Here is a 22,010-nt window from a genome sequence, read left to right on the forward strand (position 1 = left end):
ACGGTGACTCTACGCGTCAATTAGGGACGGGATGGGGCGGGCGCAACCGGCGCCGGCGTCGCCGGGCTGCGCGGTTCCTCCGCCGGGGCCTCGGTGGTTTCCTCCGGCTTCTGCTTTTTCAGCAGGTTCTTGATGAAGTCGGCATTCACATCCTGCGGCAGCATCGCGAGCAGCGAGCGCCCGGTCTCCTCCAGCACGGGCTTGGCCTTGGCGTCCTTGGCCCAGACCGGCATCTTCTCGTTGCCGACCAGCCCGGCGAAGAAGAGATAGCCGATCACCGCCAGCAGCAGCCCGCGCGCGGCGCCGAAGACGAAGCCGAGCGTGCGGTCGAGCGCGCCGATGCGCGAATCGAGCACGAAGTCGGAAATCTTGGCCGTCACGATCGAGACGACGATCAGCGTGCCGAGGAACAGAGCGGCGATCGAGGCGACGAGGGCGATCGTATCCTGCGCCGAGCTTGCCGGGATGTATTGCTTCACGAAGGGCAGGAGCTGCGGGTGGAAGATCCAGGCCACCGCCGCGGCGGCGATCCAGGAGGCGATCGCAAGCACTTCGCGCGTAAAGCCGCGGACGGCAGCGAGCAAAGCCGAGATCAGAATCACGCCGATGACGACGAGATCGAGAATGGTGACAGGCATGGGAGGGCCGCTTTGCTGTGGTCTGGTCCGGCCGGCCGCAAATAAGGTGGCCGTTTCGGCTTTGCTATACGCGTTCCCGCCGTCTGCGTCACCCTTGCGGGGAAGTCATTTCACATCTCTGCGAGGTGCGCGCGCGGCAATATCGGCAACGAGTTCCGTGACATGGCCGAAACGGCGCAGGTTGAGCCCGCCGCCATCGCCGTGATCCGCTCCGCCTGCGGGCATCAGTGCGGCCTCGAAGCCGAGCTTGGCCGCCTCGCGCAGGCGCGCCGCCGTGACCGACACCGGCCGAATCGCGCCCGAAAGCGCGATCTCGCCGAAATAAACCCCTTGCGGCGGCAGGGTCGCGCCGCTGAGTGAGGACACCAGCGCGGCCGCGACTGCGATGTCGGCCGCCGGCTCGTTGACTCGCAGTCCCCCCGCGACGTTGAGATAGACGTCGTGCTGCCCGAGCCGCAGGCCGCCATGCGTTTCGAGCACGGCGAGCACCATGGCGAGCCGGCTGTTCTCCCAGCCGACCACGGCGCGCCGCGGCGTGCCGAGCGCGGTCGGGGCGACCAGCGCCTGGATCTCGACCAGCACCGGCCGCGTGCCTTCGATGCCGGCGAAGACCGCCGCGCCCGGCGCCGGCTGGTCGCGTCCCGCGAGGAAGAGCGCGGAGGGATTGGTGACCTCCGACAGGCCCATGCCGGTCATCTCGAAGACGCCGATCTCGTCGGTCGCGCCGAAGCGGTTCTTCTGGCCGCGCAGGATGCGGAAGGCATGGGCGCCTTCGCCCTCGAAGGAGAGCACGGCATCGACCATGTGCTCGACCACGCGCGGGCCGGCGATCTGCCCGTCCTTGGTGACGTGGCCGACGAGGATCAGGCAGACGCCGCTGGTCTTGGCGTAGCGGATCAGCGCCTGCGCCGAGCCGCGCACCTGCGTCACCGTGCCCGGCGCGCTTTCGACCTCGCCCGACCACATGGTCTGGATCGAGTCGATCACGACAAGGGCAGGGCGCTGGCCCTGGCCGAGCGTCGCGACGATGTCCTCGACATTGGTCTCCGCCGCGAGATCGACCGGCGCCTCCGCCAGCCCCATGCGCTCGGCGCGCAGCCGGACCTGCCCGGTCGATTCCTCGCCCGAGACATAGACAACGCGCCTGCCGGAATTGGCGAGCGCGGCGCAGGCCTGCATGAGCAGCGTCGACTTACCGATGCCGGGATCGCCGCCAATCAGCAGCACCGAGCCCGGAACGAAGCCGCCGCCGGTGACGCGATCGAGCTCGCCGATGCCGGAGACGATGCGCGGGGCATCCTGCGTCTCGCCCTTCAGCGTTTCCAGCGCGAAGACACGGCCGCGCGCCCGCCCGCTTGACGAGGGCCGGCCGCCACCGGGAACGGGCGCGACCTGCGCATCCTCGACCAGGGAGGACCATGTCCCGCAGGCATCGCACTTGCCCTGCCAGCGATGATAGACCGCGCCGCAGGCCTGGCAGTGATAGGTCGGGCTGCGCTTGGCCATCAGCGAGGCTCCGCCGTCATTCCGGGGCGCGCCGCAGGCGCGAGCCCGGAAACCATGAACGCGACCTCATTGGGTAAAGCGCTGCGGTTGCAACTCGCTTCACGATGGATGCCGTGTTCATGGGTTCCGGGCTCGCGCCTGCGGCGCGCCCCGGAATGACGATGGAGTTCGTCACGTCCTACAGCCCCACATACCGCCGCGCATAGCGCCGGCCGAGGCTGGTCAGGATCTCGTAGCCGATCGTCTTGGCACCGGCGCCGACGGCTTCAAGGTCGAGCGGGCCGCCGATCAGCGTCACGCTCGCGCCGCGCTGGGCCGCGCTCGCAGGCGCCTCGGTGACGTCGATGATGATCAGGTCCATCGAGACCGTGCCGACGAAGGGGCAGAGGATGCCGTCCAGCAGCGCGGAGCCGCCGGTCGTGCCGTCGGTCCAGCTGCCGTTGCGCGGATAGCCGTCGGCATAGCCGAGGCAGATCGTGGCGAGCCTGCGCCTGCCCTTGGCGGTCCAGCGGCCGTTATAGCCGACCTGCGTGCCGGCCTCGACCTCACGGACCTGGATGATCCGGGCCTCGAGCCCGATGACGGGCTGCATCGGGTTCGGCTTCCCGGGCGTCGGGTTACCGCCATAGAGCGCATAGCCCGGCCGGGTGAGCTGGTAGGATGGACAGTTCTCGAGGAAGTGCCCCGAGGAGTTCTTGAGCGAGGCCGGAATATCGGGGAGAGCGGCCGCGATCTCGGCGAAGGCGGCGATCTGGCGGGCATTGGCCGGATCGGTCTTGTCCTCAGACGACGCGAAATGGCTCATCAACAAGCCGATATCGGCGGCGGCGATCACGCCGGATTTCTCGCGGGCGAGGTTGAGCCCTTCGCCGGGCCAGAGCCCGAGCCGGTTCATCGCGGTGTCGACATGCAGCGCGGCGGGGCGCGTCCTGGCGCCGCTCTGCCGGAACGAGGCCCATTCCAGCAGCTCCTCATGCGAGCCGAGAACCGGCGAAAGCGCATGTTCGGCATAGGCGCCGCAGGTGCCGGGCAAGAGCCCGTTCAGCACATAGATCGTCGCCTCGGACGCGACCTTGCGGGCGCGGATGCCCTCGGAGACATGAGCGACGAACAAGCTCTTGCAGCCGGCTTTCGTCAGCGCCGTCACGGTTGGCTCGATGCCGAGGCCATAGGCGTCCGCCTTGACGACGGCGCCCGCCTCGGAACCGGCTTGCTTGCCGAGAAGGCGCCAGTTCGCCACCAGCGCGTCGAGGTCGATGGTCAGCGTCGCGCCATAGGCGCCGGTATCAAGCGGATCTGCAGACATCATTCACGGTCCGGGAGGCGGAGGTCGTCGGCGCGGTCGGAGAAGCGCGTCACGTCGGCGTCGAACTGCAGGGCGACCGCTCCGGTCGGGCCGTGACGCTGCTTGCCGATGATCAGCTCGGCGACGCCGTGGGCGGCTTCCATCTCGATCTGCCACTTGTTGTGCTCTTCGGTGCCGGGACGCGGCTCCTTGCCCTTGAGATAATACTCTTCTCGATAGACGAACATCACCACGTCGGCGTCCTGCTCGATCGAGCCCGATTCGCGCAGGTCCGAGAGCTGCGGGCGCTTGTCGTCGCGGCTCTCGACCTGACGCGAGAGCTGGGAGAGCGCGATGATCGGAACGTTGAGCTCCTTGGCCAGTGCTTTCAGGCTGGTGGTGATCTCGGTCAGCTCCTGCACGCGGTTCTGCCCGCTCTTGGCCGAGCCGGAGAGGAGCTGGAGGTAGTCGATGAAGAGGACGTCGAGCCCCTTCTGGCGCTTGAGGCGTCGGGCGCGCGCCATCAGCTGCGCGATCGAGATGCCGCCGGTCTGGTCGATATAGAGCGGCAGCTTCTCGATCTGTGCGGCGACGTCGGTGAGCCGGGCGAAGTCGCCCTCGGTGATGCGCCCCTGCCTGATCTTGTAGGAGGAGATGCTCGATTGCTCGGCGACGATACGGGTCGCGAGCTGGTCGGCCGACATTTCGAGCGAGAAGAAACCGACGATGCCGCCATCGACGGACTTGATCGTGCCGTCCTCCTGCCGCTCGCCGCGCCAGGCCTTGGCGATGTTGAAGGCGATATTGGTCGCGAGCGAAGTCTTCCCCATGGCGGGGCGGCCGGCGAGCACGAGCAGGTCGGAGCGCTGCAGGCCGCCCATACGCTGGTCGACGTCGCGCAGGCCCGTCGAGATGCCGGAAAGACCGCCGGCGCGTTGATAGGCGCTTGCGGCCATATCGATGGCGAGGCGAAGTGCCCCGTCGAACTTCTGGAAGCCGCCTTCGTAGCGGCCCTTTTCCGCGAGTTCGTAGAGCTTGCGTTCGGCTTCCTCGATCTGCTCGCGCGGCGCCATCTCGACGGGAGCGTCATAGGCGACGTTGACGAGGTCCTCGCCGACGCCAATGAGCTGGCGGCGCACCGCGAGGTCATAGATCGTGCGGCCGTAGTCGCCGGCGTTGATGACGGTCGTCGCCTCCGCGGCGAGCCGGGCGAGATACTGGCTCGGCGTGATCTCGCCGAGGTCGAGGTCGTTGACGAAGGTCTTGAGCGTGATCGGCGTCGCAATCTTGCCGGCCCGGATCAGGCTCGCCGTCAGCTCGAAGACGCGCTGGTGGATCGGCTCGAAGAAATGATCCGCCAGCAGGAAGTCGGAGACGCGATAGAAGGCGTCGTTGTTGACCAGGATCGCACCCAGCAGCGCCTGCTCAGCCTCGATGTTGTGAGGCTGGACGCGATACTCCGCCTCACGGTTGTCGAGGCGGGCGACGAGGGCTGTAGCGGTGGCCATGGCCGTCCCGATAAATCAATGTTGATTGATACTTCAAGCCGACATTTGGCCGCTCACGCGCATGGTGCCACAGCGACTCTGTCGGGAATGATCTAGCTTAACACTTTGTCAGCCAGCGCCAGCAGGCAAATGCGGTTACCCCCGTTCTCCAGAGGCAGGAAACGAAAAAGGCGCCGTGTTGCCACGGCGCCCTTGACACAGCTTGGGAGCGATTTGGCTCAGCGCTCGTCGTCGCCGGCCTCGGCCAGCGCCGCGCCGACCTCGAGGCCGAGGTCGTCCAGATCGAACTCCTCGCGGGCGGTGACGTTCTCGCCGGCGGCCTGACGGTGAGCCTCTTCAGCCGAGCGGGCGACGTTGACGGTGATCGTGACCGCGACTTCCGGGTGCAGCACGACCGGGACGGTGTGCAGGCCCAGCGTCTTGATCGGATGGTTCAGCGTCACCTGGCCGCGCGAGACATTGAAGCCGTCCTTGGTCAGCGCATCGGCGATGTCGCGGGTCGAGACCGAGCCGTAGAGCACGCCGGACTCGCCCGACTGGCGCAGGATGGTGACGCTCTGGCCATTGAGGCGCTCGGCGACCGAATCGGCCTCGGACTTCAGCTCGAGGTTGCGGGTCTCGAGCTCGAGCTTCTGGCTCTCGAAGCGCTTCTTGTTGTCCTCGGTGGCGCGCAGCGCCTTGCCGCGGGCGAGCAGGTAGTTACGGCCGAAGCCGTCGCGGACGCGGACGATGTCGCCCATCTGGCCGAGCTTGGCGACGCGCTCGAGCAGGATCACTTCCATGGGTCTTCTCCTTGATGTCTTCAGTCTGGGTTTCAGGAATGGGTAGGCGGAGGCGGCAGCGCGGCCCGCTTGCGCAGGCCGAGAAGCGTGTCGACGAGGCCGACGAGCGCGAGCAGCGGCGTCAGCACGGCCTGCATCACGATGAGCGCGACATAGACCGAGACCAGCATCGGCAGCCGCCAGGGGCGGCCGCGCGAGATGTCGTGCAGCAGGCAAAGTCCGCTGAACATGAAGGCGGCGAACAGCGCGCCGACCAGGGCGATCGCAGCGACGCCGATAAAGCCGCCCAACGCCGCGACCACGGCAGCGGCGGCCAGGAGCAGCAGCGCCTGGCGCGGCAGGGAGGCCGATGGAATGAAGGGCCAGGGGCGCGGCAGTCGGTCGGACATCTTCACGGTGCGCGCCGCCAGCCAGAGATTGGCGGTGATGGTGGTGACGAAGGAGGCACCGATGCCGAGCGGCACCGCAGGTGCCAGGTTCTGCGCGAGTTCCTGAACCTGGACGTCGGCCGGTAGCGCGATCAGCTTGCCGCGCACCATCTCGTTCAGCAGGTTCTCGATCATGCGCGCGATCACCGAGCGATAGGTCTCGTAATCGGTGGTCATCACCAGCGCGCTGCCGACGGTGGCAAGCGCGGCGGTGGCGGCGATCCAGAGCAGCAGGTTGCCGAGCGGGTACCATTCGACTCCGCCCTGGGCGTCGCCGCGGGCGAGCAAAGCGAGATAGGCGATCCACCAGGCTGGCAGGCCGATGATCAAGGCGAAGGCGATGCCGCCCGTCGGCGCGAGCGCGACGGCGACGGCGAGCGCGCCGGCAGCCGTGGCGAACAGTCCGGAACGGTGGTTCCAGCCGAGCGAGGCGATGAAGATCGGGAGGGGGGCGGCAGAATACAGCAGGGCCGCCAGCGGCGATCCGGTGATCACCACTGAGAAGAGCAAGGCCGAAACGAGGCCCGCGCCGATGCCGACAATCGGAATCATGCGTCCGTCCTGCTGTCCCGCTGCTCGTCGCCTTCCGGCTCGGCAGGGTGAGAGGCTCCTGGCCTCAACGAACCCGAGGGAGTTTCACCGCCGGGCGACTGGTTGATCTTGAAAGCGAGAACCGGAGGCGCCGGGGCGCCTCCGGGAATATCAATATCCGCTCAGCGGATGACGTAGGGCAGCAGGCCGAGGAAGCGGGCGCGCTTGATCGCCTGGGCGAGCTCGCGCTGCTTCTTGGCGGAGACCGCCGTGATGCGGGACGGCACGATCTTGCCGCGCTCGGAGATGTAGCGCGAGAGCAGACGGACGTCCTTATAGTCGATCTTCGGAGCGCCTTCGCCCGAGAACGGGCAGGACTTGCGGCGGCGGAAGAAGGGGCGACGGGCGCCAGCGGATGCAGTCGACATGGATCAGGCCTCCGCTTCGGCGGTTTCGGTCGCTTCGTCTTCACGACGCGGACGATCGCGGCGCGGGCCGCGGTCGAAACGGTCGCCGCCACGCTCCGGACGGTCGTCGCGGTCACGCTTCTGGAGCATCGCCGACGGACCTTCCTCGAGCTCGTCGACGCGGACGGTCAGGAAGCGCAGGATGTCCTCGTTGATGCGCATCTGGCGCTCCATCTCCAGCACGGCGGCGGAGGGGGCCTCGATGTTCAGCAGCGTGTAGTGCGCCTTGCGGTTCTTCTTGATGCGATAGCCGAGGGACTTGACGCCCCAGTACTCGACCTTGCGGATGGCGCCGCCATTCGCTTCGATCACGCCCTTGAACTGCTCGACAAGAGCTTCGACCTGCTGCGCGCTGACATCCTGCCGCGCGAGCAGCACATGCTCGTACAATGCCATATGTGGCCTTCCTTGTTTCACCCTGCTTCGCCCGGCGCGGAGCCCTCCGAGCCCTGGATAAGGCCCGACAGGATTTCATCGAAGGCGGAGACACGGGATGCCGACTCCATCGGAGCCTGCGCAGACCCAAGCGGGCACGCGCCATCCGTTCAGCCTCCGGCCGAACAAGCAGGAGGCGGTCGTTACAGCGTTCAGGGCGTCATGGCAACCGGAATCTCGTGCGAAGGGCGGTCTCCGAAGCACTCCGTCATTCCGGGGCGGCCCGCAGGGTCGAGCCCGGAACCCATGAACATGACATGCTTCCAGCAGCGTCATGCTCGCCCTTGTGGCGAGCATCCACGTCTTGAACATTGCCCTCGAAGGACAAAGACGTGGATGGTCGGGACAAGCCCGACCATGACGGGAAACGTCGTGTTCATGGGTTCCGGGCTCTTCGCTGACGCGAAGCCCCGGAATGACGGCGTGGTTCCGTACGAAAACGGCAAGCTCTGGCAGGGAAAATTTGGCCTCCGCGCTTGACTTGGTAGCAAAACCGATGTGACAGCCCCGTCATATAAGACCAATGGTGAAGACCGGGGCGTTTCACAGCATGACGACAGCGTTCATCTTTCCGGGCCAGGGCTCGCAGGCGGTCGGCATGGGCAAGAGCCTGGCCGAAAACTTTCCCGTCGCGAAGTCGGTCTTCGACGAGGTCGATGCGGCGCTGTCGCAAAAGCTCTCGGCGGTGATGTGGGATGGTCCCTCCGAGGAATTGACCCTGACCGCCAATGCCCAGCCGGCGCTGATGGCCGTCAGCCTTGCAGTGGTGCGGGTGCTCGAAGCCGAGGCCGGGCTTGATCTGAAGCGCGACGCCGCTTTCGTCGCCGGCCACTCGCTCGGCGAGTATTCGGCGCTCGCCGCCGCCGGCAGCTTCTCCATCGCCGACGCCGCCCGGCTGCTGCGCATTCGCGGCGACGCCATGCAGAAAGCGGTTCCGGCCGGGCAGGGCGCGATGGCGGCTCTCCTCGGCGCAGAGCTTGATCAGGCGCGCGCGATCGCGGCCGATGCTGCCCAGGGCGAGGTCTGCGAAGCGGCGAACGACAATGGCGGCGGCCAGGTCGTCCTGTCCGGCGCCAAGGCCGCGGTCGAGCGGGCGATCGCGCTTGCCGGCGAGCGCGGCGTGAAGCGCGCCATGCTGTTGCCGGTCTCCGCGCCGTTCCACTGCGCGCTGATGCAGCCGGCTGCCGATGCGATGCGCGAGGCGCTGGCGAAGGTGTCGATGCAGGCTCCGGTCGTGCCGGTGATGGCCAATGTCGGCGCCGCGCCGCTCAGCGCGCCGGAGGCGATCCGGGATTCGCTCGTGGCGCAGGTCACGGGTACCGTGCGCTGGCGCGAATGCGTGCAGGCCATGGCTGCTGCCGGCGTCAGCGATTTCGTCGAGCTCGGCAGCGGCAAGGTGCTTGCCGGCCTGGTGAAGCGTATCGTCGCCGGCTCGTCGCCGGTGTCGATCGGCACGGCAGAGGATATTGCCGCCTACAAGGCCCGCAACGCCTGACGGGCAAGAACGGCAGGATGCCGAAAAGGGAGCGAACATGTTTGATCTGACCGGCCGGAAGGCCCTGGTCACCGGCGCCACCGGTGGCCTCGGCGGAGCCATCGCACGGACCCTCCACGCGCAGGGTGCGAGCGTCGCGATCTCTGGCACGCGCGCCGAGGCGCTGGAAGCGCTGGCGGCCGAGCTCGGCGAGCGCGTCGTCGTGGCGCCCTGCAACCTGTCGGACAAGGATTCGGTCGAGGCGCTGGTGCCGACGGCCGAGGAGAAGCTCGGCGGGCTCGACATCCTCGTCAACAATGCCGGCATCACCCGCGACAACCTGTTCATGCGTCTGAAGGACGAGGACTGGGACAGCGTTCTCGCCGTCAACCTGACCGCCGCCTTCCGCCTGTCGCGTGCGGCCGTGAAGTCGATGATGCGCAAGCGTTACGGCCGAATCGTCTCGATCGGCTCCGTGGTCGGTACGATGGGCAATCCGGGGCAGGGCAACTACGCTGCCGCCAAGGCCGGCCTGATCGGCATGTCGAAGGCGCTCGCCGCCGAGGTCGCGAGCCGGAACATCACGGTCAATGTGGTCGCTCCCGGCTTCATCGAGTCGCCGATGACGCAGGCCCTGAACGAGAAGCAGCGCGAAAGCATCCTCTCGGATGTGCCGATGGGGCGGCTGGGCGCGGGTGCGGACGTCGCCGCCGCCGTCGCCTTCCTCGCCAGCACGGAAGCCGGCTACGTCACCGGCCAGACGCTGCACGTCAACGGCGGAATGGCAATGATCTAGGGGCGTTAGCGCCATTTCTAGATTGGTTTTGATAACGTCGCAGCGCACTCGCCAGCCTTGAAAGGTTATGTTAACTAGCGCCGTCGCGCTGCTGGCGAGCGAGCCGAGGGGACTTGACGAAACCTCGGTTGTTGCGTTTGTGCAGGCTTCGAGCTTTCCGGATCGCGTGCATCGCACGATGGCGCGGCGGCTCGGAAGAAAAGTCCCTAACGCGCGTCGCGCTCTGCGATGCGTTTTCAGTTTCTAAGGAAGAGACTCATGAGCGATGTCGCCGAGCGCGTGAAGAAGATCGTGGTCGAGCACCTCGGCGTCGAGCCCGAGAAGGTCGTCGACGGCGCCAACTTCATCGAAGACCTGGGTGCGGACAGCCTCGACACCGTCGAGCTCGTGATGGCCTTCGAGGAAGAGTTCGGCGTCGAGATCCCGGACGATGCGGCTGAGACGATCGTGACGGTCGGCGATGCCGTGAAGTTCCTCTCGGCGAAGAGCGCCTGATCGGCCCTTTGGGCTGATCGACACAGAAAGCATCATGGCTTCTCGCAGTTTTCCGATGCGGCGCGTGGTCGTGACCGGGCTCGGCATGGTGACGCCGCTTGCTTGCGGCGTCGAGCCGACCTGGACGCGTCTCCTGGCCGGTGCCAGCGGCGCCGGCCCCATCACCAGCTTCGACGCCAGCGACCTGCCGACGCAGATCGCCTGCAACATCCCGCGGGGTGACGGCAGCGACGGGACCTTCAATCCCGACGACTGGATGGAGCCGAAGGAACAGCGCAAGGTCGACGAGTTCATCGTCTTCGCGATGGCCGCAGCCACGCAGGCGCTGAAGGACGCCGGCTGGAAGCCGGAAAGCTACGAGGACCAGATCCGGACCGGTGTCGCCATCGGTTCCGGCATCGGCGGGCTCGGAGGCATCTACGAGGCCTCCCTCCTGCTCAAGGAGCGTGGGCCGCGCCGGCTCTCGCCGTTCTTTATCCCGGGGCGTCTCATCAATCTCGCCTCCGGCTACGTCTCGATCGAGCACGGGCTCAAGGGCCCGAACCATTCGGCCGTGACGGCCTGCTCGACGGGGGCGCATGCCATCGGCGATGCCTCGCGTATGATCGCGCTCGGCGATGCGGATATCATGGTTGCCGGCGGCGCCGAATCGGCCGTCAATCGCATCGGCATCGCGGGTTTCTGCGCCTGTCGCGCGCTGTCGACCGGTTTCAACGACACGCCCGAGAAAGCGTCTCGCCCCTATGACAAGGACCGTGACGGCTTCGTCATGGGCGAGGGCGCTGGCGTCGTCGTGCTCGAGGAGCTCGAGCACGCTCTGGCCCGTGGCGCGCGCATCTATGCTGAGGTTGTCGGCTACGGCATGTCCGGCGACGCCTATCACATCACTTCGCCGGCCGAGGATGGCGACGGCGCCTATCGCTGCATGCAGATGGCGCTCGGCCGGGCCGGCATCACGGCGGCCGATCTCGACTATATCAACGCCCACGGCACCTCGACGCCGCTCGGCGACGAAATCGAGCTGCGCGCTGTCGAGCGCCTGCTGGCGAACGCTCCGAAGCGGCCTTCGATGTCCTCGACCAAATCGGCGACGGGCCATCTGCTGGGCGCGGCCGGAGCGATCGAGGCGATCTTCACCGTGCTGGCGATCCGCGATCAGATCGCGCCGCCGACCATCAATCTCGACAACCCTTCCGTCGAGACGGATATCGATCTCGTCCCGCATGTCGCGCGCAAGCGCGAGATCGATTACGCCCTGTCGAACTCCTTCGGCTTCGGCGGCACCAACGCCTCTCTGGTGCTGCGGCGCTACCACCCCGGCGGCTGACCTGAACGGGTCAGCGCCGTTTTGCCATAATGTTGGGTAGAGTTTGGCGCCAGCGTGGGCGAATGCGTGATTCCGCGTTCACAGCCACGGGGAAACCGGTTCTAATACGGCGGTTTCAAACCTGATGCGCCTGGGGCCGGAATCGTCCCGGCGCTTGGTCGTGCCGAGACAGTTTACTTTATCCTGCGAGCGTCTTGATCGTGAATGATACGCCCCGCGTCGCCCCGAAAAGTCCGAGCGAGGCCCTCAAGCCCGTAGCGCCGCCAGCGCCGCCGCCCAAGGCGCGCCGCCGTCGCCGCAGCCCCTTCCTGTCGATGCTGAGCGGTCTTTTCACGATCGCTCTGGTCGGTGCCGGCGTTGCCGGCGCGGGCATTGCCGTGGTCTCCAGCCAAAGCAAGGCGCCAGGCCCGCTTGCGAGTGACCGCGTCCTCATCATCCCGAAGGAAAGCGGGCTGACCGAGATCGCGGAGCTGCTGCAGCGGGAGGGGCTGATCGAGCACCCGTTGAGCTTCCGCATCGCGGCGATCGTGGGCGGCGACTGGCACAAGCTTCAGGCCGGCGAGTACCTGTTCAAGGCGCGCGTCAGCCCGAAGGAGATCCTCGACATCATTTCCAGCGGCAAGGTGGTCGAGCATTCGATCACCGTCCCGGAAGGGCTGACGAGCGAGCAGATCGTCGAGCGTCTGCGTAACAACGAGCTTTTGACGGGCGAGATCGCCCAGGTGCCCAAGGAAGGCTCGGTCCTGCCGGACACCTATCGGTTCCCGCGCGGGTTTTCGCGGCAGGCGATCATCGACCGCATGGCGCGCGATCAGCGCGTGATACTGGCGCGGATCTGGGAGCGCCGTCCTGCCGACCTGCCGGTCAAGACGCCGCAGGATCTCGTGATCCTCGCCTCGATCGTCGAGAAGGAGACCGGGCGCGCCGATGAGCGCCCGCGCGTCGCCGGCGTCTTCATCAACCGCCTGAACCAGAAGATGAAGCTGCAGTCCGATCCGACGATCGTCTACGGCCTCGTCGGCGGCAAGGGCACGCTCGGCCGTCCGATCCAGCGCAATGAGATCACGCAGGCGACGCCCTACAATACCTATGTCATCACCGGCCTGCCGCCGGGGCCGATCGCCAATCCCGGCCGCGCCGCGATGGAGGCAGTGGTCAATCATTCGCGGACCAGGGATCTGTACTTCGTCGCCGATGGCAGCGGGGGCCATGCCTTCGCGGAGACGCTCGACCAGCACAACCGCAATGTCGGCCGCTGGCGCCAGATCGAGACGACACGCAGCCAGCAGCAGGGCGGAAAGCCCTCCGGCGACGCGGTCGACAAGGTCGAGCCGCCGGCGGGGCCCGACAACCGGACCGAAGCTCCGGCATCGACCCAGCCTGGCGCCGACAATGCCGGCATGCCCGTGGCCCAGCCGGCCGGCGCCGTGGCCGGCACCCGCGCTCGCGCGTTCGATGCCTCGGAAGGCACGGCGCGCGATCCGCTGCTCAACAAGACCTTCGATCTGAACTCGCCCAAGCAGGTTCCGCAGCTCAAGCCCTGAGCGGCGGTCCATCATCGGGCGGGGTCATCCCCATTTTCCGCTGTTCCGGCGCTTGCCGCGGCCAGAGTGCGCCACTACGGTCCCGCCGCATCACAAGAGGAGCGGCAGGCCATGGCCATCGAAAGCATGACGGGCTTTGCCCGCGCCGCGGGAACCGCGGGCATCCATGGCTGGGCCTGGGAGATCCGCAGCGTCAACGGGCGCGGGCTCGATCTGCGCGTCCGGGTGCCGCCCGGCTTCGAGGTGCTCGCGGAGGCGGCACGCAAGCATTTGGCTGGCGCCTTCGCGCGCGGCACATTGCATGTCAATCTGGCTGTCACCAGCGATGCCGGTCCGCCGCGCCCCCGCGTCAACGAGGCCGTTCTCGCTGCCTTGCTGCAAGCGGTCGAGCGGTTGCCGCCGGCGGCGGGGATCAACCCGCCATCCTATGATGGCTTGCTCGGCATTCGTGGCGTCGTCGAATTCGCCGACGAGGCGCAGGATATCCTCGGGGCCGTGGAGGCCCCGGCGCTTGCCGGCCTGGAGGCTGCGGCTCTGGCTCTAAAGGAAGCCCGTTCCGCCGAGGGGCGCGCTTTGGAGGCGATCCTTCTCGGCCATCTCGAAACCATCGCGCGGCTTGCCGGCGAAGCCGAGCAGCATCCGGCGCGCAGCAGCGAGGCTATCCGGGCGCGTATCGCCGCGCAGGTCGAGGCCTTGCTCGGCGCCAATAACGGTTTCGATCCGCAGCGCCTGCACCAGGAGGCGGCGCTGCTCGCGGTGCGAGCCGATATCCGCGAGGAGATCGACCGTTTGCATGCCCATGTCGGCGCGCTGCGCGAGCTCCTGACCAAAGGCGGCCCGATCGGCCGCAAGCTCGATTTTCTGGCACAGGAATTCGGCCGCGAAGCCTCGACGCTCTGCGCCAAGGCCAACGACCCCGGCCTCTCGCGCATCGGGCTCGAGCTGCGCACCGTCGTCGATCAGCTGCGCGAGCAAGTTCAGAATGTGGAGTGAGCCGTGATGGCCGAAACGACCCGTCCGGCCCGGCGCGGCCTGATGCTGATCCTGTCCTCGCCGTCAGGCGCCGGCAAGTCGACGCTGACGCGCAATCTCTGCCAGCGCGAAACCAATATCGACCTCTCCGTCTCGGTGACGACGCGGGAGCGACGGGCTTCGGAGATCGATGGCGTCCACTACCGCTTCATCGATCGCGATACCTTCGAGGCGCTGCGCGATCATGACGATCTGCTGGAATGGGCCGAGGTCCATGGCAATTGCTACGGCACGCCGCGCAAGCCCGTCGAGGCGGCGCTGGCGCGCGGTCGCGACGTGCTGTTCGACATCGATTGGCAGGGCACGATGCAGATCGTCGACAAGGCGCGCGAGGATGTCGTGACGATCTTCATCCTGCCGCCCTCGATGGCGGAGCTGCGTTCGCGGCTGGTGCGCCGCGCCGAGGATGCGCCGGAGGTCATCGCCAAGCGTCTTGCCAACGCCCGTTCCGAGATCGCACGCTGGGAGAAGTATGATTACGTCATCGTCAATGACGACCTGAACGACGCCTACGACTCGATCAAGGCCATCCTCACCGCCGAGCGGCTGAAGCGCGGCCGGGCGATCGGCCTCGCCGATTTCGTCGAGACCCTGCTCGACGAGACGATGTCCTGAGCACCGTCGAGCCGGCCTGCGTGGCCGGCTGACGGGGCCGGCTCTAGCGCATTTTCGGTCAGTCTGAACCGTCATTGCGAGCGCAGCGAAGTAATCCAGGGGACTGGGTTGAACGTCTCACCCAGTCCCCCTGGATTGCTTCGTCGCTTCGCTCCTCGCAATGACGGCTTCTGCGATCCAACCTGATCGAAAAATGCGCTAGAGCCGGCTGCCAAGCGCGTTGGCCAGCGCGACGAAGCCGGAAACCGGTATCTCCTCGGCGCGCGCCGTCTCGGTGAGGCCAGCAGCGGCAATGATCGGCGCGGGATCCGGCAGCACTGCCTTCAGGCTTTGCCGCAGCATCTTGCGCCGCTGGCCGAAGGCCGCGAGCGTGACCCGCTCAAGCAGGCGCCGGTCGCAGGGCTCGGGGTGTTCGCGAGGGATGAGCTGGACGATCGAGGAGGTGATCTTCGGCGGTGGCACGAAGGCGCTGCGCGGCACGTCGAACAGGATCTTCGTTTCGCAGCGCCAGTTCGACAGCACGGCGAGCCGGCCGTAATCAGCCCGCTGCTCCGGCGTCGCGACGATCCGTTCGGCCACCTCGCGCTGGAACATCAGTGTCAGCGAGCTCCACCAGGACGGCCAGGGTTCGAGGCTGAGCCAGCCGACCAGCAGGGGCGTTCCGATATTGTAGGGCAGGTTGGCGACGATTTTCGCCCGCTCATCCTTGAGATGGGGCGACAGATCGACGGCGAGCGCATCGCCGTCGATGATTTCCAACCGGCCCGGGTAGTGCGCTGCGATCTCGGCCAGCGCGGGCAGGCAGCGCCGGTCGCGTTCGATCGCGATCACCCGCCCGGCGCCGCTAGCGAGCAGGGCCCGCGTCAGCCCGCCCGGGCCGGGTCCGATCTCCACCACGGTCTCGCCGTCGAGTGGCCCCGCCGCTCTTGCGATGCGGCTCGTCAGGTTGAGGTCGAACAGAAAATTCTGGCCGAGCGCCTTTTGCGCCATCAAGCCATGGCGCTCGACCACCTCGCGCAACGGCGGCAGATCGTCGATTTGACTCATGGTGCGGAGGCCTGCATCCGACCCTCGGCCATGCGTGCCGCAAGCTTCAGCGCGGCGCAGAGGCTGTCGGGCCGCGCGATGCCCTTGCCGGCGATGTCGAAGGCCGTGCCATGGTCCGGCGAGGTCCGGATGAAGGGCAGGCCGAGCGTGACGTTCACCCCTTCGTCGAAGGCGATCGTCTTGATCGGGATCAGCGCCTGATCGTGATACATCGCCAGGGCCACATCATATCCAGCCCGCGCCCGGGCATGGAACATCGTGTCCGCCGGATAGGGACCGCGCGCATCGATGCCTTCCGCCTGTAGCGCGGCGATGGCCGGCGCGATGATTGCCATGTCCTCGCAGCCCATCGCGCCGTTCTCGCCGGCATGGGGGTTGAGGCCGCTGAGAGCGAGGCGCGGCGCGGCGATGCTGAAGCGGGCTTTCAGCTCGGCCGCGACGATGCGGGCCGTGTCCACGATGAGATCGGTCGTCAGCAGCTCGGGCACGCGGCGCAGCGGTTCATGGATCGTCACCGGCACAACCGCGAGCTCTTCGCACCAGAGCATCATCACCGGTCGTGGCTCGTCTCCGCCATCCGCTGCGAGATGGGCCAGGTATTCGGTGTGGCCGGGATGCCGGAAACCAGCCTGGTAGAGCACCGATTTGGCGATAGGGTTGGTCACGACCGCGCCAGCTTTGCCGGCCCTGACGGCGGCGACAGCCGTGTCGATCGAGGCGATGGTGGCCGGCGCCGTGGCGGGATTGGGCTGGCCAGGTTCGGCTGCGGCGGTCGCCGTGAGCGCGATGACCGGCAAGGCTTCCGGAAAAATTTTCCCGGCATCGTCCCAGCCGCAGACGCGTAGCGGGACATGCCAACCCAACCGGTTCGCCAATCCGGCGAGATGGTCGGGGCTGGCAATGCAGGCGAAGGCCGGCAGGTTGCGCTCGCGGCGCTCAAGCCAGGCGCGCAGGGCAAGCTCCGGCCCGATGCCCGCCGGATCGCCCTGTGTCAGCGCAAGCGGCAATGGCGGCAAGGCGGAACTCCGCGTCGAAGAAGAAACGGGTCGCCCCGGCGACCCGGATATCGTCACTGGCCGACGCCGTCGGCCGACGAAGAACTGCCGGCGAGGTTCTGCGAATAGCTGAGTTCGCCCAGTGTGCGCAGCTCGAGACGGAACATGACCGTGCGGGTGTCCTTGGCCGCGCCCGACTGCCCGTCAGCATAGCTCTGCGAATAGCTGATGTCGAAGATCGTGCACTCGTCGGTGTAGTTGACGCCGAACGAGGTCGAGGCGGTCTGGAACGGACTCGAGGTGGGATAGACCGGGACCGCCGCAGCGGTCGGCGCGGCGAGATAGGAGGCATAGGCGGTGCGATAGATCTCGCGATCGTATTTGTACTTGTCGAGATCGAACAGCACGCCGGCCCGGAGACGCCAGTTATCGGCAACGCGCAGCGAGCCGTTGAGCGACAGACCTTCGCGCCGGCGCGAGATGCCGAGTTCGGGCTGCGGCTCGTAGCGGCCATAGCCGACCGAGGCGGTGATCACACTGTTCGCATAGGTCGCGGCGGCGTCGATCCGCTGCGCTTCGAAGGTCGTCGAGTTCAGGCGCGCCGCTCCGGTCAGGAAGAAGCCCTTGAACGGCGAAAGCTGGGCGCGGGTGACGATGTCCGAGCTGTTCGTGTCGAGGCCGGAGTCGAGGCCGGTATTGACGAGGTCGCCGGTGGCAAAGGAGTTGCGCCCGCCGAGCTGGAAGGACTGGCCGACGAGGAAGTTGGCGAAAGCCTCCTTGCCGAACCGGCCGGTATAGAGCGCGCCGACATTGGCGCGGGTGCCACCCTCGACGCGGTCATAGCCGGAGAACTTGCCGCTCCATTCGAACAGGTTCGTGGCATCGAAGACGAGACTCTGAGCGTCCTCGTTGGCGATGCGCAGGGCGTGCGTCTCATTCGGCCGGGCCACGATCTGGGCGACCGGCTCGATGATATGGGTGCCCCAGTCGGTCTTGGCGACGAAGGGATAGCGGTACATGAGGCCGATGGCCGGCATGACCCGGCCGAAGACCTCGTCGGAGGTGTCCGCGATCGTCGTGACGCGCGAATTGATCACGCTGCTGGTGTCGGGATTGATCGAGAAGATGTCGGCCCGCAGCGAAGCATAGGGCGTCCAGATTTGCCCGAGCGGGTCGATGACGTTGCGCCGCCAGGAAACCTGGGCCGTCGCGCGCGAGACATTGCCGGCGAGGCCACGCACCAAGCAGGTGCTCTTCTCGTAGACGGCGCAGCCGTCATAGAGCGAATAGGTCGGCGCCGTGATCAGGTAGGTGTTCTGCTGCGGCAATTGCGTGAACGCGGCAGTGTCGCGGTGCAGGCTGGTGACGTTGACGGTGAACTCCAGTTCGCCGCCGAGGAAGGACGGCTTGTGGACGCGCTTGTCGTAGTCCAGCACCGGCAGGACCACGGGCTGCTGCTTCTGCCAGTCCTGATAGTTGAGCGGCTGGAAATAGTAGCCACGCAGATCGAACCAGGCGGTCGGGCTCTGGCCGTTCAGATAAGCCGTCGAGATCGATTCCTGCAGATAGGTCGTGGTGCTGAAGGCCTCGTTCTTGACGCGGTAATTCTTGTAGAACCAGCGGTCCGTCGACATCGCGGCGTTCCAGCCGAACGACCAGTTCTGATTGATGAAGAACTTGCCGTTCGTCTCGATCGAGCCGCGGAACTCCTTGTCGCGCGGGCCGAGCGGGCTTGCGAGGAAGGCGTCCTGATCCTGCTGGAAAATGCCTGATGCGCGGATGGCATAGGAGCCGTTGACCAGACGATGCCGCCACTCCGCTTGGCCGAGCAGGCCCTGGCGGGTGAGGAAGGTCGGGGTCAGCGTCAGGTCGTAGTTGGGCGCCAGATTGAGGAAATACGGCAGGCCGACACCGAAGCCGAGCGCCGAGGTGTTGATGAATTTCGGCGACAGGAAGCCGGATTTGCGCTTCACCGTCGAGTCCGGGCCCGACATGTACGGCATATAGGCCATCGGGATGCCCAAGAATTCCAGCCGCGCGTCCTCGTAGTAGACGGTCTGCTCGGACTTCTTATGGATGATCCTGGCTGCACGAACCTGCCAGAGCGGCGGCTTTTCCGGATTGTCCTTGCAGGGCTCGCAGGCGGTGTAGATGCCCTTGTCGAAGATGAAAGTCTCACCATCGCTCCGCTCCGCGCGCGGAGCGGAGAAGCGGGTGCGGTCCGGGTTCACGACGCGCAGGGAATCGATGAAGCCGTCACGGAAGTCATCGGTCAGGTTGAACCTGTCGCCGGTGATGACGGTGCCGTTGGTCTCAGTGATACGGGCGTTGCCGATGGCGGTGACCCGCTTGTTGGCCTGGTCATAGATGACGCGATCGGCTTCGATCGTCCGACCCTGATACAGAATCTGGACGTCGCCGACGGCAGCGACCGTCTTCTTGTCATTGTCGTAGACGAGCTCGCGCGCATCCACGACCATCCGCTCCTGCGGCTTGGCGGCGGCAGCGGCAGGTGCGGGCTTGGAGCCGGCCGCCCGATTCTGGGCATAGGCCGGCCCGGCCAGCAGATAGGCCAGGCTGGAGGCGAGAGCGGTCGCCGCAGCAAAGTACGCCACGCGTTTCACGCCCGAAACCATCCGTTAAACCTAAAATTAACCATAGGCACAGTACGATTCACCCGTCTTCCTGATGGAGGAGGGCGAGGGTGCCCAGCATCGTCCCCAATGCTGCGGGCAACCACGCCGCGACGATCGGATTGACGATTCCCGACGATCCGAGTTCCTCCGACAGCTGGGTCGCAACATAGAGCACGAACCCGGCTGCGACGCCACCTATCACCAACTTGGTCACACCACCAAAGCGGAAAAATCTTAAGGAAACCGATGCGGCCACCAGCACCATGGCGATCAGCAGCAGTGGGCGCGCCATAAGTGACTGATATCGCAGCTCATAGGGCGTCGTATCGAGACCAGCGCGCTGCGTCCGATCGATGACCGTGGGCATGGACCAGAAACCCACCGCATCAGGCGGGGTGAAGCTCTGTCGCATCTGTTCTGGCTCCAGGGTCGTCGCGATCATGTAGCTCGCGAAACTCTGTGGCTCTTCCGTGGCGGAGGTGATGCGCGCCTCGGCAAGTTCCCAGTGTCCCGTGCGCAACACAGCCTGCTTCGCATCGACGCGTTCCTTGAAGGATCCGTCGTGGTTGAACATGAAGAACGTCACCTGAGACAGGCCATCCTCGTCCGGCAGGGCGCTGGCTGCGCGGATGATGGCCTGACCATCGACGCTGCGCTGCCTCAGCCAGACATCCTGAGCAGCGCCCGTCTTGCCGCTTGCGCGGATGAACAGCCGCGTTTCGAGTGCGGTTGCCTTGCGCTTCAGATCGGCCGCGAGCGGGTTGTAGATCATGATCGAGATCAGACCGACCACCCCGGCGACGGTCGCCGCCGGTTGCAGGAACTGCCAGGCCGAAACGCCGACCGAGCGCGCGACCACCAGTTCCAGCTTACGACTCAGCGTGAGCAGAGCGAACATGCCGCCGAACAGTGCGGCGAAGGGGAAGATCTGCTCGGCCACGGCTGGTGCCCGGAACAAGGCGAGCTGTACGATCCGGGGCGTCGTGGCGATCGGGGAATCGCCCGCCCGGCGCATCAGCTCGACGAAATCGAGCGTGCCGATCAGGAAGAAGAAGGTGCCGAAGACGCTGAGGATCGCGCGGGCAAAGCGCTTCGTCAGATAGCGCCCGAAGGTCGAGAACAGGAGCATCAGGCGCGCCGGAAACGAGCCGCAAGACTGGCGAGCGGCATGGTCAGAGGGGCTGCGAGCCGCGCCATGACCGGGCGCAGGCGCTCACCGTAGAAGATGACGGCGAGGGCCAGCACGATGGCGGTGACCGGCAGGATGTAGAGCAGGGCGGCGGCGAAGGGCGAACGGACGCTCGCCGTCCAGGCCGCGTAGGCGGCGATGCGGGTCGCACCGACGATCATGATTGCGGCCTGGATCGCCAGCGCGCGTCCCTGGCGGGTGGTCCGCGCTTCGCCGATCGCCGCGAAGGCGATCAGCATGAAGGCGAAGGGGTAGAGCGGCGCCGACAGGCGGTTGTGCAGCTCGGCCCGGAAACGGCCTTCCTGAATCTTGTAGTAGCTTTCGTTCGGATCCTGGTTGATGAGCTGCCAGGTCGAGCGCTCGCGCGGCTTGTAGACCACCTTGTCGCCGTCGCCCTCGCCGGGGCCGCCGCTCGGATCACCGGTCAGCGCTGAGAGATTGAGCGCGTAGCGTTCGAAGGAGATGATCGAGGTCGTGGTGGTGTTCTTGGCCTCGCGCTGGATGGTGCCCTTTTCGAGCATCAGGAAGCTCTGGCCTTCGGCCTCGACCGTCCGTCCGCGCTCGGCGAGATAGATCGAGGGCTGCGCCGGGTCGCGACGATCCTGCATGAAGATGCCGACCAGCGAGTCGCCGGCCTTTTCGCGGTAGTGGAAGGTGATGCCGGAATCGAGCGAGACGAACTGTCCCTCCTTCACGACATTGGCGACGAAATCGGCGCGGATCAGCGTGATCAGATCGCGCAGCATGCGGAAACTCGCCGGCATGACCGAGATCGTCATCCAGGCAACGACGACCGCGGTGATGATGGTCAGGGCAAGGAAGGGGCGGACGATCCGGTGCGGCGCCACGCCGGCGGCGTTCATCACGATCAGCTCGGAATCGCCGTTGAGTTTGTTGAGCGTGTAGAGCGTCGACATGAACAGGGCGACCGGCGCGATGCCGGCGATCAGGGCGGGCAGCGACAGCAGCGTGACGGTCAGGAAGATCAGGACCGTCTGGCCCTTGCCGGTGATGAGGTCGACCTCGCGCAGGGCCTGCGTGACCCAGATGACGCCCGTGAGACCGAACAGCAGCACGATCGCCGCCCCGGCCGCGATCTTCAGGATGTATCGGTCAAGGCGGTTGAACAGCACGTAGCGCTTCCGGCAGTCGGGAACGGGAGATTCCCGAGGTGGTTCGTCGGACCCCATATGGTATAGGCGCGTCCGAGGCGCAAACGGGAATCGTTTACCGCCGGCCAACCCTGTGTCCTTCCCCGGCACTTGTCGCAAGATTGTGAG

20 protein-coding genes are annotated in these 22,010 nt (G+C 66.4%); 7 read left to right on the plus strand and 13 right to left on the minus strand.

Features of this window, described 5'->3' with window-relative positions; genetic code table 11:
• Window positions 1-20: 20 nt before the first annotated feature.
• The 8 genes from FQV39_RS02095 to rpsF form a co-directional block, all read right to left on the minus strand.
• The gene (locus FQV39_RS02095) at window positions 21-638 is read right to left on the minus strand and encodes a CvpA family protein (RefSeq protein WP_149128796.1); all 618 of its coding nucleotides are present in this window, start codon (window positions 636-638) and stop codon (window positions 21-23) included.
• Between the two features lie 105 nt (window positions 639-743).
• Complete coding sequence (radA, locus tag FQV39_RS02100) at window positions 744-2,144, minus strand: DNA repair protein RadA (protein ID WP_149128797.1); 1,401 nt, start codon at window positions 2,142-2,144, stop codon at window positions 744-746.
• 178 nt (window positions 2,145-2,322) lie between these two features.
• Entirely contained in the window at window positions 2,323-3,450 is a 1,128-nt protein-coding gene (gene alr, locus FQV39_RS02105) for an alanine racemase (protein ID WP_149133608.1), read from the minus strand.
• Complete coding sequence (locus FQV39_RS02110) at window positions 3,450-4,937, minus strand: replicative DNA helicase (protein WP_149128798.1); 1,488 nt, start codon at window positions 4,935-4,937, stop codon at window positions 3,450-3,452. The genes alr and FQV39_RS02110 overlap by 1 nt, the downstream gene beginning before the upstream one ends.
• Window positions 4,938-5,155: 218 nt before the next feature.
• Window positions 5,156-5,719, minus strand: coding sequence for a 50S ribosomal protein L9 (rplI, locus tag FQV39_RS02115; protein WP_149128799.1), 564 nt, complete (start codon window positions 5,717-5,719; stop codon window positions 5,156-5,158).
• 32 nt (window positions 5,720-5,751) lie between these two features.
• Window positions 5,752-6,699, minus strand: coding sequence for a DUF2232 domain-containing protein (locus tag FQV39_RS02120; protein ID WP_149128800.1), 948 nt, complete (start codon window positions 6,697-6,699; stop codon window positions 5,752-5,754).
• Between the two features lie 161 nt (window positions 6,700-6,860).
• On the minus strand, window positions 6,861-7,106 hold the full coding sequence (gene rpsR, locus FQV39_RS02125) for a 30S ribosomal protein S18 (RefSeq protein ID WP_038367644.1): 246 nt from the start codon (window positions 7,104-7,106) through the stop codon (window positions 6,861-6,863).
• 3 nt (window positions 7,107-7,109) lie between these two features.
• Window positions 7,110-7,541, minus strand: a complete 432-nt coding sequence (gene rpsF, locus FQV39_RS02130) for a 30S ribosomal protein S6 (RefSeq protein WP_149128801.1) — start codon at window positions 7,539-7,541, stop codon at window positions 7,110-7,112.
• 589 nt (window positions 7,542-8,130) lie between these two features.
• Between rpsF and fabD the strand changes: the two genes are divergently transcribed.
• The 7 genes from fabD to gmk all read left to right on the plus strand — a co-directional run bounded on the left by fabD (window position 8,131) and on the right by gmk (window position 14,863).
• Complete coding sequence (gene fabD / locus FQV39_RS02135; protein ID WP_149128802.1) at window positions 8,131-9,075, plus strand: ACP S-malonyltransferase; 945 nt, start codon at window positions 8,131-8,133, stop codon at window positions 9,073-9,075.
• A gap of 37 nt (window positions 9,076-9,112) precedes the next feature.
• Window positions 9,113-9,850, plus strand: a complete 738-nt coding sequence (gene fabG, locus FQV39_RS02140; protein ID WP_149128803.1) for a 3-oxoacyl-[acyl-carrier-protein] reductase — start codon at window positions 9,113-9,115, stop codon at window positions 9,848-9,850.
• Window positions 9,851-10,108: 258 nt separating this feature from the next.
• Window positions 10,109-10,345, plus strand: a complete 237-nt coding sequence (locus FQV39_RS02145; protein WP_149128804.1) for an acyl carrier protein — start codon at window positions 10,109-10,111, stop codon at window positions 10,343-10,345.
• A gap of 55 nt (window positions 10,346-10,400) precedes the next feature.
• The gene (gene fabF, locus FQV39_RS02150; protein ID WP_149133609.1) at window positions 10,401-11,672 is read left to right on the plus strand and encodes a beta-ketoacyl-ACP synthase II; all 1,272 of its coding nucleotides are present in this window, start codon (window positions 10,401-10,403) and stop codon (window positions 11,670-11,672) included.
• A 200-nt stretch (window positions 11,673-11,872) separates the two neighbouring features.
• Entirely contained in the window at window positions 11,873-13,216 is a 1,344-nt protein-coding gene (gene mltG / locus FQV39_RS02155; RefSeq protein WP_248313207.1) for an endolytic transglycosylase MltG, read from the plus strand.
• A gap of 111 nt (window positions 13,217-13,327) precedes the next feature.
• A complete protein-coding gene (locus FQV39_RS02160) occupies window positions 13,328-14,209 on the plus strand; it encodes a YicC/YloC family endoribonuclease (RefSeq protein WP_149128806.1) in 882 nt (293 codons plus the stop codon).
• Window positions 14,210-14,215: 6 nt separating this feature from the next.
• A complete protein-coding gene (gene gmk / locus FQV39_RS02165) occupies window positions 14,216-14,863 on the plus strand; it encodes a guanylate kinase (RefSeq protein WP_149128807.1) in 648 nt (215 codons plus the stop codon).
• A gap of 198 nt (window positions 14,864-15,061) precedes the next feature.
• Here gmk and rsmA read toward each other — a convergent pair whose 3' ends face one another.
• The 5 genes from rsmA to lptF are packed head-to-tail and all read right to left on the minus strand — an operon-like array spanning window position 15,062 to window position 21,863.
• Complete coding sequence (gene rsmA, locus FQV39_RS02170; protein WP_149128808.1) at window positions 15,062-15,910, minus strand: 16S rRNA (adenine(1518)-N(6)/adenine(1519)-N(6))-dimethyltransferase RsmA; 849 nt, start codon at window positions 15,908-15,910, stop codon at window positions 15,062-15,064.
• The gene (gene pdxA, locus FQV39_RS02175; RefSeq protein ID WP_149128809.1) at window positions 15,907-16,926 is read right to left on the minus strand and encodes a 4-hydroxythreonine-4-phosphate dehydrogenase PdxA; all 1,020 of its coding nucleotides are present in this window, start codon (window positions 16,924-16,926) and stop codon (window positions 15,907-15,909) included. The genes rsmA and pdxA overlap by 4 nt, the downstream gene beginning before the upstream one ends.
• A gap of 53 nt (window positions 16,927-16,979) precedes the next feature.
• Complete coding sequence (locus FQV39_RS02180) at window positions 16,980-19,529, minus strand: LPS-assembly protein LptD (RefSeq protein ID WP_248313208.1); 2,550 nt, start codon at window positions 19,527-19,529, stop codon at window positions 16,980-16,982.
• A gap of 49 nt (window positions 19,530-19,578) precedes the next feature.
• Window positions 19,579-20,670 (minus strand): LPS export ABC transporter permease LptG, encoded by a 1,092-nt coding sequence (gene lptG / locus FQV39_RS02185; RefSeq protein WP_149128811.1) that lies wholly within the window; start codon window positions 20,668-20,670, stop codon window positions 19,579-19,581.
• A complete protein-coding gene (gene lptF / locus FQV39_RS02190; RefSeq protein WP_248313209.1) occupies window positions 20,670-21,863 on the minus strand; it encodes an LPS export ABC transporter permease LptF in 1,194 nt (397 codons plus the stop codon). Before lptF ends, lptG begins: the two co-directional genes overlap by 1 nt.
• Window positions 21,864-22,010 lie beyond the last annotated feature (147 nt).

This window comes from Bosea sp. F3-2 (assembly GCF_008253865.1).
In the GTDB taxonomy this organism is placed as follows: domain Bacteria; phylum Pseudomonadota; class Alphaproteobacteria; order Rhizobiales; family Beijerinckiaceae; genus Allobosea.

Coding starts and splice junctions, on each gene's coding strand:
- FQV39_RS02095 (WP_149128796.1), bottom strand. CDS start 638: ATGCCTGTCACCATTCTCGATCTCGTCGTCATCGGCGTGATTCTGATC.
- radA (WP_149128797.1), bottom strand. CDS start 2,144: ATGGCCAAGCGCAGCCCGACCTATCACTGCCAGGCCTGCGGCGCGGTC.
- alr (WP_149133608.1), bottom strand. CDS start 3,450: ATGTCTGCAGATCCGCTTGATACCGGCGCCTATGGCGCGACGCTGACC.
- FQV39_RS02110 (WP_149128798.1), bottom strand. CDS start 4,937: ATGGCCACCGCTACAGCCCTCGTCGCCCGCCTCGACAACCGTGAGGCG.
- rplI (WP_149128799.1), bottom strand. CDS start 5,719: ATGGAAGTGATCCTGCTCGAGCGCGTCGCCAAGCTCGGCCAGATGGGC.
- FQV39_RS02120 (WP_149128800.1), bottom strand. CDS start 6,699: ATGATTCCGATTGTCGGCATCGGCGCGGGCCTCGTTTCGGCCTTGCTC.
- rpsR (WP_038367644.1), bottom strand. CDS start 7,106: ATGTCGACTGCATCCGCTGGCGCCCGTCGCCCCTTCTTCCGCCGCCGC.
- rpsF (WP_149128801.1), bottom strand. CDS start 7,541: ATGGCATTGTACGAGCATGTGCTGCTCGCGCGGCAGGATGTCAGCGCG.
- fabD (WP_149128802.1), top strand. CDS start 8,131: ATGACGACAGCGTTCATCTTTCCGGGCCAGGGCTCGCAGGCGGTCGGC.
- fabG (WP_149128803.1), top strand. CDS start 9,113: ATGTTTGATCTGACCGGCCGGAAGGCCCTGGTCACCGGCGCCACCGGT.
- FQV39_RS02145 (WP_149128804.1), top strand. CDS start 10,109: ATGAGCGATGTCGCCGAGCGCGTGAAGAAGATCGTGGTCGAGCACCTC.
- fabF (WP_149133609.1), top strand. CDS start 10,401: ATGCGGCGCGTGGTCGTGACCGGGCTCGGCATGGTGACGCCGCTTGCT.
- FQV39_RS02160 (WP_149128806.1), top strand. CDS start 13,328: ATGGCCATCGAAAGCATGACGGGCTTTGCCCGCGCCGCGGGAACCGCG.
- gmk (WP_149128807.1), top strand. CDS start 14,216: ATGGCCGAAACGACCCGTCCGGCCCGGCGCGGCCTGATGCTGATCCTG.
- rsmA (WP_149128808.1), bottom strand. CDS start 15,910: ATGAGTCAAATCGACGATCTGCCGCCGTTGCGCGAGGTGGTCGAGCGC.
- lptG (WP_149128811.1), bottom strand. CDS start 20,670: ATGCTCCTGTTCTCGACCTTCGGGCGCTATCTGACGAAGCGCTTTGCC.